The 17253-nt window shown below is 72.0% G+C and carries 14 protein-coding genes; 1 reads left to right on the forward strand and 13 read right to left on the reverse strand.

Features of this window, described 5'->3' with window-relative positions; genetic code table 11:
* The first annotated feature begins 303 nt into the window (after positions 1-303).
* Positions 304-855 (forward strand): hypothetical protein, encoded by a 552-nt coding sequence (locus ACIBCJ_RS33690; RefSeq protein ID WP_362096988.1) that lies wholly within the window; start codon positions 304-306, stop codon positions 853-855.
* A 425-nt stretch (positions 856-1280) separates the two neighbouring features.
* Here ACIBCJ_RS33690 and ACIBCJ_RS33695 read toward each other — a convergent pair whose 3' ends face one another.
* The 13 genes from ACIBCJ_RS33695 to ACIBCJ_RS33755 all read right to left on the reverse strand — a co-directional run bounded on the left by ACIBCJ_RS33695 (position 1281) and on the right by ACIBCJ_RS33755 (position 17187).
* Positions 1281-3431, reverse strand: a complete 2151-nt coding sequence (locus ACIBCJ_RS33695; protein ID WP_365980545.1) for a primosomal protein N' — start codon at positions 3429-3431, stop codon at positions 1281-1283.
* Between the two features lie 130 nt (positions 3432-3561).
* Positions 3562-4770: a methionine adenosyltransferase gene (gene metK, locus ACIBCJ_RS33700; RefSeq protein ID WP_133888135.1), complete on the reverse strand. Its 1209-nt coding sequence runs from the start codon at positions 4768-4770 to the stop codon at positions 3562-3564.
* Positions 4771-5009: 239 nt separating this feature from the next.
* Positions 5010-6212, reverse strand: a complete 1203-nt coding sequence (gene coaBC, locus ACIBCJ_RS33705) for a bifunctional phosphopantothenoylcysteine decarboxylase/phosphopantothenate--cysteine ligase CoaBC (protein ID WP_362096994.1) — start codon at positions 6210-6212, stop codon at positions 5010-5012.
* A gap of 136 nt (positions 6213-6348) precedes the next feature.
* Positions 6349-6621 (reverse strand): DNA-directed RNA polymerase subunit omega, encoded by a 273-nt coding sequence (gene rpoZ / locus ACIBCJ_RS33710; RefSeq protein WP_003977348.1) that lies wholly within the window; start codon positions 6619-6621, stop codon positions 6349-6351.
* 62 nt (positions 6622-6683) lie between these two features.
* Entirely contained in the window at positions 6684-7277 is a 594-nt protein-coding gene (gene gmk, locus ACIBCJ_RS33715; RefSeq protein ID WP_362096999.1) for a guanylate kinase, read from the reverse strand.
* 37 nt (positions 7278-7314) lie between these two features.
* The gene (locus ACIBCJ_RS33720; protein WP_003977346.1) at positions 7315-7638 is read right to left on the reverse strand and encodes an integration host factor; all 324 of its coding nucleotides are present in this window, start codon (positions 7636-7638) and stop codon (positions 7315-7317) included.
* 223 nt (positions 7639-7861) lie between these two features.
* Positions 7862-8707, reverse strand: a complete 846-nt coding sequence (gene pyrF, locus ACIBCJ_RS33725) for an orotidine-5'-phosphate decarboxylase (protein ID WP_362513889.1) — start codon at positions 8705-8707, stop codon at positions 7862-7864.
* A 5-nt stretch (positions 8708-8712) separates the two neighbouring features.
* Positions 8713-9819 (reverse strand): quinone-dependent dihydroorotate dehydrogenase, encoded by a 1107-nt coding sequence (locus tag ACIBCJ_RS33730; protein ID WP_362513881.1) that lies wholly within the window; start codon positions 9817-9819, stop codon positions 8713-8715.
* An 81-nt stretch (positions 9820-9900) separates the two neighbouring features.
* Positions 9901-13209, reverse strand: coding sequence for a carbamoyl-phosphate synthase large subunit (carB, locus tag ACIBCJ_RS33735; RefSeq protein ID WP_362097005.1), 3309 nt, complete (start codon positions 13207-13209; stop codon positions 9901-9903).
* Positions 13202-14344 (reverse strand): glutamine-hydrolyzing carbamoyl-phosphate synthase small subunit, encoded by a 1143-nt coding sequence (gene carA / locus ACIBCJ_RS33740; protein ID WP_362097008.1) that lies wholly within the window; start codon positions 14342-14344, stop codon positions 13202-13204. The genes carB and carA overlap by 8 nt, the downstream gene beginning before the upstream one ends.
* A complete protein-coding gene (locus ACIBCJ_RS33745; RefSeq protein WP_365980546.1) occupies positions 14341-14919 on the reverse strand; it encodes a hypothetical protein in 579 nt (192 codons plus the stop codon). The genes carA and ACIBCJ_RS33745 overlap by 4 nt, the downstream gene beginning before the upstream one ends.
* Positions 14916-16202: a dihydroorotase gene (locus ACIBCJ_RS33750; protein WP_362097014.1), complete on the reverse strand. Its 1287-nt coding sequence runs from the start codon at positions 16200-16202 to the stop codon at positions 14916-14918. Before ACIBCJ_RS33750 ends, ACIBCJ_RS33745 begins: the two co-directional genes overlap by 4 nt.
* 4 nt (positions 16203-16206) lie before the next feature.
* Complete coding sequence (locus ACIBCJ_RS33755) at positions 16207-17187, reverse strand: aspartate carbamoyltransferase catalytic subunit (RefSeq protein ID WP_061445774.1); 981 nt, start codon at positions 17185-17187, stop codon at positions 16207-16209.
* Positions 17188-17253: the final 66 nt, after the last annotated feature.

Raw genomic sequence — 17253 nt, forward strand, 5'->3', positions numbered from 1 at the left:
GGTGGGACGGGCCTCTCGGGCGGGGACTTTGCGGGCGACGCACCAGTCTACGAGCCGTCAACCGACGAAGGGCCGCCGACGGCGCGGCACCCCGACGGCGGACGCTCACGCCGCGACCGACGGCGTTCAGGTGGTGCGCGGGTGGGAGACCCTCCGGGACCGCGGACCGAGGGGGCGCACGAACAAACCCCCACGCCCCCGCCCCGTGACCAAGTCCGCACCCGCACGTTGGTCAAGGAAGAGTTGACACACCGGGCCGTCGCGCGGCCCGATTCCTTCAACGCCGGTTCGAGAGGCTTGTTCATGGCCGACCACGCAACCCACGACGCCCAGGCTCGGGCCAGCCTGCACTTGCTGGTGCGGGACATCGAGCGGGTCCGCCGGCAGGTGGACGCACTGCGCACCCTCACCGCCCAGCTGGGCAACGTCTACCGTCCGCGCCGCCCCGGACCCTCCACGGGCTTCGTCGTGTACGGACGCGCCCCCGCCCCGACCGTCCGCCTCGCCCAGGAGCTGCGGGACAGTGTCGAGACCCTGGTCACGGCCGCCGTGGACTTCGACCGTTCGCTCGGCTTCTCGTGGGACGCGGTGGGCTCCGCGCTCGGCGTCACCAAGCAGGCGGTGCACCGCCGCTACGGCTCCCGCCGCGCCGCGGCCCAGACGGCGCCCGCCGCCGAGGCCCCCGAGCACGCTCCGGAGCCGACCGGCGGCCGTCCGGTCAACGTGGGCGCCGCCCTCCCCCCGGTGCCCACGGTCCCGGCGGCCCGCTCCATGCCGACCCAGCCCACGTCCGGCAGCCCGGCCCTGCGCGACGAGGTCCGTCCGACCGCCTTCCCCAGCCCGCGCAACGGCTGACCCGCACCGACCGACGCGCAGCGTCCGCCTCCCACCGGCTGCCCCGCACCGGCCGAGCGACAGCGGTCCCACCGGCTGCCCCGCACCGGCCGAGCCGCGACCTCCACACCGGCCCTCCGCCCTCCCCCACCCGGGAGACGGAGGGCCGCGGCACGTACACCCGCCCAAGCCGAAACGTCGGCCCATGCGAACTCGCCCCCAGCCGGGACAAGCCGGATTACCGCCAACCGATGCTCCCCTGCCCCCGGCCTGACAAGCCCCATCACCACCAGCCGGTGCAAACCGGCGCAGTCCAGCCGGCGGAAACCGGCACGGCCCCGAAGCCGGTGCAAACCGGATCGGCCACAGCCGGCGAGAACCGGCACGGCCCCCAACCGCTCCACGCCGGAAGGCCCTCCCCCGACCGACGCGAGCCGGATCACCCCTCAGCCGATGTCGGGCGGATCGATCCGCACCCACACCGCCGTGTCACTCCCCCGGGCCGTCCGCGCCGCCTGGGCGGCCTTCAGCGCACCGGCGAGCGCGGCCCCGCGGCCCGGCGGGACCCGAATCAGTGCCCGCTCCCAGTGCTCGCCGGGGGGCGGCGCCCCCACCCGGCGCGGCCGTCCCGCCGCCGTGACGGGCAAGGGCACCGGACCGAGCACCTCCGCCTCGGTGGGCAGCTCGACGGCGCCCAGGAAGCCGGTCACCGCTTCCGGTGGCCCGGACACGGCCGCCATCCGCGACACCGGCGGAAAACCCAGCTCGGCCCGTTCGGCCAGCTCCCGCAGCGCGTGTCCGACCGGGTCCCAGCGCACCAGCGCCTGCACCGGCCGCAGCGTCGGCTCGGCCACCGCGACGACGGTGCCCCCGGCGCTCTGCGGGCGCACCAGGGCGGCGGCGGCCAGCCAGCGGCGCAGCGCGTCCTCACCGGCACGCAGATCGGGCCGGCCGAGCATCGCCCACCCGTCGAGCAGCAACGCCGCCGCGTAACCGCCCTCGGCGACCGGTTCGGCGCCCGGGGTGCTCACGACCAGCGCGGGAGCCTCGGACACGGTGTCCAGCACGTGCTCGCGCCCGGACGTGCGCACCGGCACGGCCGGGAAGGCTCGCCCCAGCTCCTCCGCGGTGCGGCGGGCGCCCACGACCTGCGCGCGCAGCCGGAACGCCCCGCACTCCGGGCAGTGCCAGGCGGCCTCCTCGCGCCCGCACCAACCGCACCGCAGGGCGGAGGACGACTCCTGCCCCTCCAGCGGGCCCGAGCAGTGCCGGCACCGCGCGGGTGTCCGGCACGCCGCGCAGGCCATCCGGGGCACGTAACCGCGCCGGGGCACCTGGACGAGCACCGGCCCGTGCCGCAGCCCGTCCCTGACGGCCTGCCAGGCGAGGGTCGGCAGGCGCGCGGCGCGGGCGGCCTCGTCCCGGGCCAGGTCCTGGTCCCCGACGGTCCGCACCAGGGGCGCGGCGGCCCGTACCTGCTCGCGCGCCGCGACCAGGGGCCGGGCCCAGCCGGTCTCCACGAGCTGGGCCGCCTCCACGGTGCAGCTCAAGCCGCCCAGCAGGAAGGCGCACCGGTCCTGGGCGGCCCGCAGCAGCAGCACCTCGCGCGCGTGCGGCTGCGGGGCGTGCGGCTCGCTGTGGCTGTCGTCGCCGTCGTCCCACAGGGCGACCAGGCCGAGGTCCCGCACCGGCGCGAACATGGCGGCCCTGGTCCCGATCACGGCCCGTACGGCACCGCGGCGCACCGCGAGCCACTGCGCGTACCGCTTCTCGGGGCCGGCGTCGGCGGTGAGCACCGCGTGCCGGCCCTCGCCGAGGAGGGCGGTGAGCGCGGCGTCGGCACGGGCCACGGCCCGCCCGTCCGGCAGGACGGCCAGGGCGCCCCGGCCTGAGGCCAGCGTCGCCGCCACGGCCCGGGCCAGCTCCTGCGCCCACTGCGGGCCCGGCAACGCGTTCCACACCGCGCGCGGCGCGCCGCCCGCCGCGAGCGCCGCCACGAACGCGGGCCCCTGCTCGTAACGCGCCCACGTCCCCGGCTCGGGCGCGGGGGGCGCGGGCAGCGGTTCGGGCGAGGCCCGCTTCTCGGCGCGCGCGTTGCGCGGGGGTACGGCGAGCTGGAGGACGTCGGCGACGCTGCCCGCGTACCGGTCGGCGACCGCGCGGACGAGGCCGAGCAGCTCCTCGTCGAGGATCCGCTCGGGCGAGACGACCTGGGCCAGGGCGGCCAGGGGCCCCGCGTAGTCGGACTCGGCGAGCCGCTCGACCAGGAAGCCGTCGATGAGCCCGCCGCCCTCGCGCCGACCGTCCCGCACCCGGTGCCGTCCGGCCCCGAAGCGCACCCGCACCCGCACGCCGGGCCGGGCCTCCGCGTCCAGCTCCTCGGGCACGGCGTAGTCGAAGTACCGGTCGAGGTGGAGCACGCCCTTGTCGACGAGGACCCGGGCGACCGGCAGCTCCTTGGCGAGCGCGGCGCCGCGCCAGGTGCGCGGCTTCGCCCGCGGGGTCTTCGCCGCGCGCACGGTCTCCCGGATGAGCGCGAGCTGCTCGGGCGGCGCGTCCTGCGCGCCGCCCTGCTCCGGTCCGTCCTCGCTGCTCATCGCCTGCATTCTCGCAAAGACCACTGACAGCGCCGACGGGGTCCTGAGCGTGCCAAGAGGCCCGGTGCCCCCGTCGGGGGCACCGGGCCTCTTCATGTGCCGTCGGGCGCGCCGGCGCCCGGAGTCGTGCCTACAGGCCCGCGGCCTCGCGCAGCGCGTCCACGCGGTCCGTGCGCTCCCAGGTGAAGTCGGGCAGCTCACGGCCGAAGTGACCGTACGCCGCGGTCTGGGCGTAGATCGGGCGGAGCAGGTCGAGGTCGCGGATGATGGCGGCCGGGCGCAGGTCGAAGACCTCGTCGATCGCCTTCTCGATCTTCTCGGCGTCGACCTTGGCGGTGCCGAAGGTCTCCACGAACAGACCGACCGGCTCGGCCTTGCCGATCGCGTAGGCGACCTGGACCTCGCAGCGGGCGGCGAGGCCGGCGGCCACGACGTTCTTGGCGACCCAGCGCATCGCGTACGCCGCGGAGCGGTCGACCTTCGACGGGTCCTTGCCGGAGAAGGCGCCGCCGCCGTGGCGGGCCATGCCGCCGTACGTGTCGATGATGATCTTGCGGCCGGTCAGGCCGGCGTCGCCCATCGGACCGCCGATCTCGAAGCGACCGGTCGGGTTGACCAGGAGGCGGTAGTTCTCCGTGTCGATCTTGATGCCGTCCTCCAGGAGCGCCCTCAGCTCCGGCTCGACGACGAACTCCTTGATGTCCGGTGCCAGCAGCGACTCCAGGTCGATGTCGCTCGCGTGCTGCGAGGAGACGACGACCGTGTCCAGGCGGACCGCCTTGTCACCGTCGTACTCGATGGTGACCTGGGTCTTGCCGTCCGGGCGCAGGTAGGGGATGGTGCCGTTCTTGCGGACCTCGGACAGGCGCTTGGACAGGCGGTGCGCCAGGAAGACCGGCAGCGGCATCAGCGTCGGCGTCTCGTCGGACGCGTAGCCGAACATCAGGCCCTGGTCGCCGGCGCCCTGACGGTCCAGCTCGTCCTCGTCGCCCTCGACCCGGTTCTCGTACGCCGTGTCGACACCCTGCGCGATGTCCGGGGACTGCGCGCCGATGGAGACCGAGACGCCGCAGGAGGCGCCGTCGAAGCCCTTCTTGGAGGAGTCGTAGCCGATCTCCAGGATCTTTCCGCGGACCAGGTTGGCGATGTCCGCGTAGGCCTTGGTGGTGACCTCACCGGCCACGTGCACCAGACCGGTGGTGATCAGGGTTTCGACGGCGACCCGAGAGGTCGGGTCCTCACGCAGAAGCGCGTCGAGAATCGTGTCGCTGATCTGGTCAGCGATCTTGTCGGGGTGACCTTCGGTCACGGACTCCGAGGTGAACAGGCGACGGGACACAACGCTCCCTGGGGTTGCAGCGGCTGCTGGCTGATCATTTGTGGACGGCACGGGGAGCTGCACCCGGCGACGTCCGAGAACAGTTTATCGGTCGCACTCTGCCGCGGGCCCACCTGTCTCAGCTCTCGGGAGGGCTGTGACCTGCGGCACGGGCATTCTGCCCAGAAGGAAGCCCCCTTGGCCAGGGGCGCCACGCTGGAATGCGCCGTCTTCGGAGCGTCTTCGAGCGAATGGGTCATTCACTCCAGACGGCGGACGACGAGATCCCAGACGGTGTCGGCCAGAGCTTCCTTCGGGCCGTGGGCGACCGGCGTCTCGCTGCCGTCGGCGCCCAGGACCACCGCCTCGTTCTCCTCGGAACCGAAGGTCTTGCGCTCCCCCACCTCGTTCACCACGAGGAGGTCGCAGCCCTTCCGTTTCAGCTTGGCCCGTCCGTTGGCCAGGACGTCGTCGGTCTCGGCGGCGAAGCCGACGATCACCTGTCCGGAGCGGGCCCGGGTCCCGGAGATCTCCGCGAGGATGTCCGGATTACGCACCAGGGCGATCGGCGCGGGCTCCTGGCCGTCCTGCTTCTTGATCTTCCCGGTGGCGTACGTCGCCGGCCGGAAGTCGGCCACCGCCGCGGCCATGACGACGGCGTCGGCGTCCGCCGCGGCGCGCAGCATCGCCTCGCGCAGCTCCACCGCCGTGCCGACCCGCACCACGTCCACACCGGCCGGGTCGGGCATGGCCGCGTTCGCCGCGACCAGCGTGACGCGGGCGCCGCGGGCGGCAGCGGTGCGGGCGAGGGCGTAGCCCTGCTTGCCGGAGGAGCGGTTGCCGAGGAAGCGGACCGGGTCCAGGGGCTCCCGGGTGCCGCCGGCGCTGACGACGACGTGCCGCCCGGTGAGGTCGGGCTCGCGCACCCCGCGGGCGAGGACCCGGCGGCAGACCTCGAAGATCTCGCCCGGGTCGGGCAGCCGGCCCTTGCCGGTGTCGACGCCGGTGAGGCGGCCGACGGCCGGTTCGATCACGACGGCGCCGCGGCGGCGGAGCGTCGCCACGTTCTCCTGGGTGGCCGGGTGTTCCCACATCTCGGTGTGCATCGCCGGGGCGAAGACGACCGGGCAGCGGGCCGTGAGCAGGGTGTTGGTGAGCAGGTCGTCGGCCAGGCCGTGAGCCGCCTTGGCGAGCATGTCGGCGGTGGCCGGGGCGACGACGACCAGGTCGGCGTGCTGGCCGATCCGGACGTGCGGGACCTCGTGGACGTCGGCCCAGACCTCCGTCGACACGGGGTTGCCGGACAGGGCGGACCAGGTGGCGGCGCCCACGAAGTGCAGCGCGGACGCGGTGGGGACGACGCGGACCTCGTGCCCGGACTCGGTGAGTCTGCGCAGCAGCTCACAGGCCTTGTACGCGGCGATGCCGCCGCTGACCCCCAGAACGACCTTGGGCTTGTCCACCGTCTCTCCCCGGCTCGGATGACGCGCTCGGAGTGCGCGCACGTCCCATCACACACCACAGGCCCGACAGTCGGGCTGCCGGGCCTGTGGATAAGTCAGCGTAAGGCTGAAGATACTACCGCCGATGCTGCTGGTGTTACTGCGCCGGGCCCTCGATGGCCTCGGAGGTCAGCAGCCCCGCGTTGATCTCGCGCAGGGCGATCGAGAGCGGCTTCTCGTGGACGTGGGTGTCGACGAGCGGACCGACGTACTCGAGGAGGCCCTCACCGAGCTGCGAGTAGTACGCGTTGATCTGGCGGGCCCGCTTGGCCGCGTAGATCACGAGGCTGTACTTCGAGTCCGTGGCCTCGAGGAGCTCGTCGATCGGCGGGTTGATGATGCCCTCGGGCGCGGAGATGGAAGAGGACACGCTCTACCTTCCGATGGATGGGAAAGATTCAGTCGGGACGATCGCAGGACGAACAGTGACGATCACACGACGTTCGTCAAGGCTAGCAGCTCGCGCGCCACGTCCTCGACGGAGGTGTTCACCAGCGTCTGGTCGAACTCCGGCTCGGCCGCCAGCTCCACCCTGGCCGCGGCGAGGCGGCGCTCGATGACCTCCGGCGGTTCGGTGCCCCGGCCGGTGAGCCTGCGCACCAGCTCGTCCCAGGAGGGCGGGGCCAGGAACACGAGGCGGGATTCGGGCATGGAGGCGCGGACCTGCCGTGCTCCCTGGAGGTCGATCTCCAGGAGGACCGGCTCACCGGCCTCCAGGCGCTCCAGCACCGCCGTGCGCGGCGTGCCGTAGCGGTTGCCGGCGAACTCGGCCCACTCCAGCAGCTCACCGTTGGCGATCAGCTTGTCCATCTCCTCGTCGCTGACGAAGAAGTAGTGGACACCGTGCTGCTCTCCGGGGCGGGGCTTGCGCGTCGTCGCGGAGACCGACAGCCATACCTCGGGATGCGCCTTGCGCATATGGGCGACGACCGTGCTCTTGCCGACCCCGGAGGGGCCGGAGAGCACGGTCAGCCGCGGACGTGCGTCCGGGGGTACGGGGGACGTCCCCCGGGGTGTTGCAGCCATACGGCGATTATTCCAGCAATCCCGGAGTGGTCCGGACTCAGCTGCCGGTGCTGCCGAACTCTCGCTCCAGGGACGCGATCTGGTTGGACCCGAGACCGCGCACGCGACGGCTCTCGGAGATGCCCAGTCGCTCCATGATCTGCTTGGCGCGGACTTTGCCCACGCCCGGCAGGGACTCGAGAAGGGCGGAGACCTTCATCTTGCCGATGACGTCGTTCTCCTGACCCTGCTTGATGACCTCGTGGAGGGAGGCGCCGGAGTGCTTGAGTCGATTCTTGACCTCGGCCCGCTCCCGGCGAGCCGCGGCGGCCTTTTCGAGCGCGGCTGCGCGCTGTTCAGGGGTAAGGGGCGGAAGAGCCACGCCTACGTCACCTCGGATGTCGAACTGTCGGATACGGACCGGTGAGGAACCTAGTCGCCCCTCACCTGGTGAGCCGCGAGCAACACGCTTGCCCGTTGACTCTCGACGGAGACTAGCGGTCAAGTCCGCCAGAGTCAGCGAGAACAGCGGAAAAGTCCTGGTCAGCCTCCGTCAGGCCAGACATTTAGGACATACTCCCTCTGATTTGAGGATGTATCCAGAGTCAGGGCGTCGTGACCGCGGTCCGGATCTCCGCCGCGAAACGGTCGGCGGCCCTCCGCAAAGCGCCCACATCGGGACCGTGACGAAGCACACCCCGGCTGGCGCTCGGCACCACGTTGCCCGCCGCGGCCCCGAACACGCGCGGCAGGTCCGCGGGCGTGGCGCCCTGGGCACCGATGCCGGGGGCCAGCAGCGGACCGTTGATGGCCAGGTCGTACGCGGACAGGTCCCCGAGCGTGGCACCGACCACCGCGCCGAAGGAGCCCAGCGGCTCCTCCCCCGCGTTCTCGGCGGCCAGGTGGGCCAGCATCGTCGCGCCGACGTTCCGTCCGCCGTCCCGCACCGCGTGCTGGACCTCGCCGCCCTCCGGGTTGGAGGTCAGCGCCAGCACGAACAGGCCCGCACCGCTCTCGCGCGCCAGGTCGACGGCGGGCTTCAGGGAGCCGTAGCCGAGGTACGGGGAGACGGTCAGGGCGTCCGAGAACAGCGGGGCGTCCTTGCGCAGGAACGACTCGGCGTACGCGGCCATGGTCGAGCCGATGTCGCCGCGCTTGGCGTCCATCACGACCAGCGCACCGGCCGCCCGAGCCTCCTCCACCGCCTTCTCCAGCACGGCGACGCCGCGCGAGCCGAACCGCTCGAAGAAGGCGCTCTGCGGCTTGAGCACGGCCACCCGGTCGGCCACCGCCTCCACGACGGTGCGGCTGAAGCGCTCGAGACCGGCCACGTCGTCGTTCAGGCCCCACTCGGCGAGCAGGGAGGCGTGCGGGTCGATGCCGACGCACAGGGGACCGCGCTCGTCCATCGCGCGGCGCAGCCGGGCACCGAAGGGCTCGAGCACCGTGATGCTGGTCATCGGGGTTTCCTCACGTCGGCGCCGACCGCGTCGGCGAGGGTGGCGTACGGGCTCTGCCGCAGGCGCGCGGCGAGCCCCTTGTGGATCGCACGGCCCCAGAAGGGCCCCTCGTAGATGAACGCGCTGTAGCCCTGGACCAGCGTGGCGCCGGCCAGGATGCGCTGCCAGGCGTCCTCGGCGGTCTCGACGCCGCCGACGCCCACCAGGGTGATGCGGTCGCCCACGCGCGCGTAGAGGCGCCGCAGCACCTCCAGGGACCGCGCCTTGAGGGGCGCGCCGGACAGTCCGCCGGTCTCCCCCACGAGGGCGGGAGAGGAGGTCAGGCCGAGTCCCTCGCGCGCGATGGTGGTGTTGGTGGCGATGATGCCGTCCAGGCCCAGCTCCACGGCCAGGTCGGCAACCGCGTCCACGTCCTCGTCGGCAAGGTCGGGGGCGATCTTGACCAGCAGGGGGACCCGGCGGGCGGTCACCGCGCGGTCGGCGGCCTCGCGGACCGCGCTGAGCAGCGGACGCAGCGCCTCGGTGGCCTGGAGGTTGCGCAGGCCGGGCGTGTTGGGCGAGGAGACGTTGACGACCAGGTAGTCGGCGTGCGGGGCCAGGCGCTCGGCGGACTTCACGTAGTCGCCGACGGCCTCCTCCTCCGGTACGACCTTCGTCTTGCCGATGTTGACGCCGACGACGGTGCGGAGGACGGGCTTGCGGGAGGCCAGACGCGCCGCCACGGCCAGCGAGCCGTCGTTGTTGAAGCCCATGCGGTTGATCAGCGCCCGGTCGGCCACCAGGCGGAACAGCCGCTTCCTGGGGTTGCCGGGCTGCGGCTCCCCGGTGACCGTGCCGATCTCGACGTGGTCGAAGCCGAGCATCGCCATGCCGTCGATCGCGACGGCGTTCTTGTCGAAGCCCGCGGCGAGGCCGAAGGGGCCGTGCATGCGCAGGCCCAGGGCCTCGGTGCGCAGCTCCTTGTGGCGGGGTGCGAGCGCGGCGGCGACGAAGGTGCGCAGCACGGGGACGCGGACGGCCAGGCGGATCCAGCGGAAGGCGAGGTGGTGGGCCGCCTCCGGATCCATGCGGGAGAAGACGAGCTTGAAGAAGATCTTGTACATGTGTCCCTCGGGAAGCCTCTGTGGTGCTCGGGGCTCATGAAGAGGGGGACACCGTTTCCGGTGTCCCCCTCTTCACGGCCGCTAGTCGCGGGCCGCGGTCAGGAATTCGGCGTGTTCCTGGAGCGAGCGCACTCCCACGTCGCCGTGGTTGAGGGCGTCGATGCCCTGCACCGCCGCCGCCAGCGCCTGGACCGTGGTCAGGCAGGGCACGGAGCGGGCCACGGCCGCCGTACGGATGTCGTAGCCGTCGAGGCGGCCGCCGGTGCCGTACGGGGTGTTGACGATGAGGTCGACCTCGCCGTCGTGGATCAGCTGGACGATGGTCTTCTCGCCGTTCGGGCCGGTGCCCTCGGACTGCTTGCGCACCACCGTGGCGTTGATGCCGTTGCGCTTGAGGACCTCGGCGGTGCCGGAGGTGGCCATCAGCTCGAAGCCGTGGGCGACCAGCTCGCGCGCCGGGAAGATCATCGAGCGCTTGTCCCGGTTGGCCACCGAGATGAACGCCCGTCCCTTGGTCGGCAGCGGCCCGTAGGCGCCCGCCTGCGACTTGGCGTAGGCCGTGCCGAAGACGGAGTCGATGCCCATGACCTCGCCGGTGGAGCGCATCTCCGGGCCGAGGACCGTGTCGACGCCGCGGCCCTGGATGTCCCGGAAGCGGGACCACGGCATGACGGCCTCCTTGACGGAGATCGGCGCGTCCAGGGGCAGGGTGCCGCCGTCGCCGTCGGCCGGGAGCAGGCCCTCGGCGCGCAGCTCGGCGACGGTCGCGCCCAGCGAGATGCGGGCGGCGGCCTTGGCCAGCGGCACCGCGGTCGCCTTCGAGGTGAAGGGGACGGTGCGCGAGGCGCGCGGGTTGGCCTCCAGGACGTAGAGGATGTCCCCGGCCAGCGCGAACTGGATGTTGATCAGGCCGCGCACGCCGACGCCCTTGGCGATGCCCTCGGTGGAGGCGCGCAGTCGCTTGATGTCGAAGCCGCCGAGCGTGATCGGGGGCAGCGCGCACGCCGAGTCGCCGGAGTGGATGCCGGCCTCCTCGATGTGCTCCATGACGCCGCCGAGGTAGAGCTCCTCGCCGTCGTACAGGGCGTCCACGTCGATCTCGATCGCGTCGTCGAGGAAGCGGTCGACCAGCACCGGCCGGGACGGGCTGATCTCGGTCGACTCGGCGATGTACGCCTCGAGGCGGGTCTCGTCGTAGACGATCTCCATGCCGCGGCCGCCCAGGACGTAGGAGGGCCGCACCAGGACCGGGTAGCCGATCTCGTCGGCGATGGCCTTGGCCTCGCCGAAGGTGGTGGCGGTGCCGTGCTTGGGGGCGGGCAGGCCCGCCTCGGCGAGCACGCGTCCGAAGGCACCGCGGTCCTCGGCGGCGTGGATGGCCTCCGGGGAGGTGCCGACGATCGGCACGCCGTTGTCCTTCAGCGCCTGCGACAGGCCGAGCGGGGTCTGCCCGCCGAGCTGGACGACGACGCCCGCGACCGGTCCGGCCTGCTGCTCGGCGTGGACGATCTCCAGGACGTCCTCCAGGGTGAGCGGCTCGAAGTAGAGCCGGTCGGAGGTGTCGTAGTCGGTGGAGACGGTCTCCGGGTTGCAGTTGACCATCACGGTCTCGTACCCGGCGTCGGACAGCGCGAAGGAGGCGTGGACGCAGGAGTAGTCGAACTCGATGCCCTGGCCGATGCGGTTCGGGCCGGAGCCCAGGATGATCACCGCGGGCTTCTCGCGCGGCGCGACCTCGGTCTCCTCGTCGTAGGAGGAGTAGAAGTACGGCGTCTTCGCGGCGAACTCGGCGGCGCAGGTGTCGACCGTCTTGTAGACCGGGCGGACGCCGAGCGCGTGCCGCACCTGGCGGACCACGTCCTCGCCCAGGCCGCTGATCTCGGCGATCTGCTGGTCGGAGAAGCCGTGCCGCTTGGCCTCGGCGAGCAGGTCGGCGGTCAGCTCACGGCTCCCGGCGATCTCGTCGGCGATCTCCTTGATGAGGAAGAGCTGGTCGACGAACCAGGGGTCGATCTTCGTGGCGTCGAAGACCTCCTGCGGGGTGGCGCCCGCGCGGATGGCCTGCATGACGGTGTTGACGCGGCCGTCGGTGGGCCGCACGGCCTCGCGCAGCAGCTCGTCCTTGTCGCCCGTCTCGCCGACGAAGGTGAACTGGCTGCCCTTCTTCTCCAGCGAGCGCAGCGCCTTCTGGAAGGCCTCGGTGAAGTTGCGGCCGATGGCCATGGCCTCGCCGACCGACTTCATGGTCGTGGTCAGCGTGGAGTCGGCGCTCGGGAACTTCTCGAAGGCGAACCGCGGAGCCTTCACGACCACGTAGTCGAGGGTCGGCTCGAAGGAGGCCGGGGTCTCGCGCGTGATGTCGTTCGGGATCTCGTCGAGGGTGTAGCCGACGGCCAGCTTGGCGGCGATCTTGGCGATGGGGAAGCCGGTCGCCTTGGACGCCAGTGCCGAGGAGCGCGACACGCGCGGGTTCATCTCGATGACGATGACGCGGCCGTCCTCGGGGTTCACCGCGAACTGGATGTTGCAGCCGCCGGTGTCGACGCCGACCTCGCGGATGATCGCGATGCCGACGTCGCGCAGCACCTGGTACTCGCGGTCGGTCAGCGTCATCGCGGGCGCCACCGTGATCGAGTCGCCGGTGTGCACGCCCATGGGGTCGAAGTTCTCGATGGAGCAGACGACCACGACGTTGTCGTTCTTGTCGCGCATCAGCTCCAGCTCGTACTCCTTCCAGCCGAGGATGGACTCCTCCAGGAGCACCTCGGTGGTCGGCGAGAGGGTGAGGCCCTGTCCGGCGATGCGGCGCAGCTCCTCCTCGTCGTGGGCGAAGCCGGAGCCGGCGCCGCCCATGGTGAAGGAGGGGCGGACGACGACGGGGTAGCCGCCGAGCGCGTCGACGCCCTTGAGGACGTCGTCCATGGAGTGGCAGATGTAGGAGCGCGCGGACTCGCCGTGGCCGGTCTTCTTGCGGACCTCCTCGACGACCTCCTTGAACAGGTCGCGGTCCTCGCCCTTGTTGATGGCCTCGACGTTGGCGCCGATCAGCTCGACGCCGTACTTCTCCAGGACGCCGTTGCCGTGCAGGGAGATGGCGGTGTTGAGGGCCGTCTGGCCGCCCAGGGTGGGCAGCAGGGCGTCGGGCCGCTCCTTGGCGATGATCTTCTCGACGAACTCGGGGGTGATCGGCTCGACGTAGGTGGCGTCGGCGATCTCCGGGTCGGTCATGATCGTCGCCGGGTTGGAGTTCACCAGGACGACGCGCAGGCCCTCGGCCTTGAGCACCCGGCACGCCTGGGTGCCGGAGTAGTCGAACTCGGCGGCCTGGCCGATGACGATCGGGCCGGAGCCGATGACCAGGACGGACTGGATATCGGTGCGCTTAGGCACGCTGGCCCTCCATGAGGTTCACGAAGCGGTCGAACAGGTAGGCGGCGTCGTGCGGGCCCGCTGCCGCTTCGGGGTGGTACTGGACGCTGAAAGCCGGCCGGTCGAGGAGCTGGAGCCCCTCCACCACGTTGTCGTTGAGGCAGACGTGGGAGACCTCGGCACGGCCGTAGGGGGTGTCGGAGACCTGGTCGAGCGGGGCGTCGACGGCGAATCCGTGGTTGTGCGCGGTGACCTCGACCTTCCCGGTCGTGCGGTCCTGCACCGGCTGGTTGATGCCGCGGTGGCCGTACTTCAGCTTGAAGGTGCCGAAGCCGAGCGCGCGGCCCAGGATCTGGTTGCCGAAGCAGATGCCGAAGAGCGGGGTGCCGCGCTCCAGGACGCCCCGCATGACCGAGACCGGGTGGTCGGCGGTGGAGGGGTCGCCGGGGCCGTTGGAGAAGAACACGCCGTCCGGCTCGACGGCGTAGACGTCCTCGACGGTGGCCGTGGCGGGCAGGACGTGCACCTCGATGCCGCGTTCGGCCATGCGGTGCGGGGTCATGCCCTTGATGCCGAGGTCGACGGCGGCGACGGTGAACTTCTTGTCCCCGATCGCCGGGACGACGTACGCCTCGGTGGTGGCGACCTCGGCGGAGAGGTCGGCGCCGCTCATCTCGGGGGCCTGGCGGACCTCGGCGAGCATGGTGCCCTCGTCGGGCAGCGCGTTGCCGGAGAAGATGCCGACGCGCATGGCGCCGCGCTCGCGCAGGTGGCGGGTGAGGGCGCGGGTGTCGATGCCGGAGATGCCGACGACGCCCTGGGCGGCCAGCTCCTCGTCGAGGGTGCGCGTCGAACGCCAGTTGGAGGGCACGCGCGCGGGGTCGCGCACCACGTAGCCGGAGACCCAGATCTTCTTGGACTCCATGTCCTCGTCGTTGATGCCGGTGTTCCCGATGTGCGGGGCGGTCATGACGACGACCTGGCGGTGGTACGACGGGTCGGTGAGGGTCTCCTGGTAGCCGGTCATGCCGGTGGAGAACACGGCTTCGCCGAACGTGGCCCCCACGGCCCCGTAGGCTCGGCCGCGGAAGATCCGGCCGTCCTCCAGGACGAGTACGGCGGGAGTCCGGTGGGCTCCCCTGGTGGAGGTCGTCATCGTGCGCCTTCCGTTTCCGTCTTGTTGTAGATCATGTCGTTCAGGGTGTCGACCCACTCGCTGTGCTCGGCCGCGTGGTCGGAGCGGAAGCCGGAGTCGATCAGCTTGTCGCCGTGGGCCCAGGTGACGACCAGCAGGCCGCCCTCGGTGAGGACCTTGCCGGCGATGCCCTTGTCGAGCCGGGCCTCGCGCAGCGCCGCCACGGGGACGAAGAAGTCGGCGGCGCCGGGGCGCACCACGTCCAGTCCCGCGTCCGTCAGTGTGAGCTCGACCCGGCTGCGGGTGCCCAGGCCGTGCGCCACGATGCGGTCGAGCCACTGTCCGGCGGTGGTGGAGCCGTGGTAGCGGCCGCTCATCGTCAGTCTGGCCCGGCCGGGCGTGTCCGGCGCGGTGGGGAGGTCCGGCAGGTCGCTCTGGAGCGTGCCGCGCCACTTCCAGCCCTCGCGCATCAGCCAGTAGACGAGCGCGACGAACAGGCCGAGGCCGACGACCCAGCCGACGCGGGCGGCCCAGTCGGTCACTTCCGCCGATTCCTTCTCGGCGGCCAGCAGGATTACCGGTGCTACAGATGTCACGTGAGCTTCCCGTCGACGAGCGTGGCCCTGCCCCGCAGCCACGTGTGCGTCACACGGCCCGGCAGCTCACGACCCTCGTAGGGGGTGTTGCGGCTGCGCGAGGCGAAGCCCGCGGGGTCCACCCGGCCACGGTATGCCGTGTCGACGAGGGTGAGGTTGGCGGGCTCACCAGCCGAGACGGGACGGCCGTGTCCGGTGGCCTGTCCGATCTGCGCGGGCTTGACGGACATCCGGTCGGCGACGCCGGCCCAGTCCAGCAGGCCCGTGTCCACCATGGTCTCCTGCACGACCGACAGCGCGGTCTCCAGGCCGACCATGCCCATGGCGGCGGCGGCCCACTCGCAGTCCTTGTCCTCGTGCGGGTGCGGGGCGTGGTCGGTGGCGACGATGTCGATCGTGCCGTCGGCGAGCGCCTCACGCAGCGCCATGACGTCGCGCTCGGTGCGCAGCGGCGGGTTGACCTTGTAGACCGGGTCGTACGACCGGACCAGCTCGTCGGTGAGGAGCAGGTGGTGCGGGGTGACCTCGGCGGTGACGTCGATGCCGCGGGACTTGGCCCAGCGGACGATCTCGACGCTGCCGGCGGTCGACAGGTGGCAGATGTGGACGCGGGAGCCGACGTGCTCGGCGAGCAGCACGTCCCGGGCGATGATCGACTCCTCGGCGACGGCGGGCCAGCCGCCCAGGCCCAGCTCGGCGGAGACGACACCCTCGTTCATCTGGGCGCCCTCGGTGAGCCGGGGCTCCTGGGCGTGCTGGGCGACGACGCCGCCGAAGGCCTTCACGTACTCCAGGGCGCGCCGCATGATCACGGCGTCGTGGACGCACTTGCCGTCGTCGGAGAAGACGGTGACGCCGGCCGCGGACTCGTGCATGGCGCCCAGCTCGGCGAGCTTGGCCCCCTCCAGGCCGACGGTGACGGCGCCGATGGGCTGCACGTCGCAGTAGCCGGACTCCTGGCCGAGCCGCCAGACCTGCTCGACGACGCCGGCCGTGTCGGCGACCGGAAAGGTGTTGGCCATGGCGAACACGTTGGTGTAGCCGCCGCTCGCCGCGGCGCGGGTGCCGGTGAGGACGGTCTCGGAGTCCTCGCGGCCGGGCTCGCGCAGGTGGGTGTGGAGGTCGACCAGGCCGGGCAGCAGCACCTTGCCGCCGGCCTCGATCACCTCGGCGCCCTCGGCGGACAGGCCCCGGCCGACCGCCTCGACGACGGTGCCGTCGATCAGGACGTCCTGCGGCTCGCCGCCGAGCACCTTCGCACCGCGGATCAGGGTCTTGCTCATCGTCTTACTTCTCCTCGGTGGGGCGGGCGTGGGTCACGGCGGGCTCGGCGCCGCCGAGCAGCAGGTAGAGGACGGCCATCCGGACGGAGACGCCGTTGGTGACCTGCTCGACGACGGTGCAGCGGCCGGAGTCGGCGACCTCGGCGGTGATCTCCATGCCGCGGACCATCGGGCCGGGGTGCATCACGATGGCGTGGTCGGGCATCTTGGCCATGCGGTCGCCGTCGAGGCCGTAGCGGCGGGAGTACTCGCGCTCGGTCGGGAAGAACGCGGCGTTCATGCGCTCGCGCTGCACGCGCAGCAGCATCACCGCGTCGGACTTGGTCAGTGTCGAGTCGAGGTCGTAGGAGACCTCGCAGGGCCAGGTCTCGACGCCGACCGGCAGCAGGGTGGGCGGCGCGACCAGGGTGACCTCGGCGCCGAGGGTGTGCAGCAGGTCGACGTTGGAACGGGCCACGCGGCTGTGCAGGATGTCGCCGACCAGGGTGACGCGGCGGCCGTCGAGGTCCTTGCCGAGCCCGGCGTCGGGGCCGACCAGGCGCCGGCGCATGGTGAAGGCGTCCAGCAGGGCCTGGGTGGGGTGCTGGTGGGTGCCGTCGCCCGCGTTGATGACGTGGGCGTCGATCCACCCGGAGGTGGCCAGGCGGTAGGGCGCGCCGGAGGCGCCGTGCCGGATGACGACGGCGTCGACGCCCATGGCCTCCAGCGTCTGCGCGGTGTCCTTGAGCGACTCGCCCTTGGAGACGCTGGAGCCCTTGGCGGTGAAGTTGATGACGTCCGCCGACAGCCGCTTCTCGGCGGCCTCGAAGGAGATCCGGGTCCGGGTGGAGTCCTCGAAGAAGAGGTTGACGACGGTACGGCCGCGCAGGGTGGGCAGTTTCTTGATCGGCCGGTCCGCGACCCGGGCCATCTCCTCGGCGGTGTCGAGGATCAGGACGGCGTCGTCGCGGGTGAGGTCGGCGGCCGAGATGAGATGACGCTGCATCTGTCAGGCTCCGTAGGCGAGTCATGCGGAAGAGCGGGATAATTCGGGCGCCCGGGCGCGTGCGGG

Source organism: Streptomyces sp. NPDC051136 (assembly GCF_044455745.1).
Classification (GTDB): Bacteria; Actinomycetota; Actinomycetes; order Streptomycetales; family Streptomycetaceae; genus Streptomyces.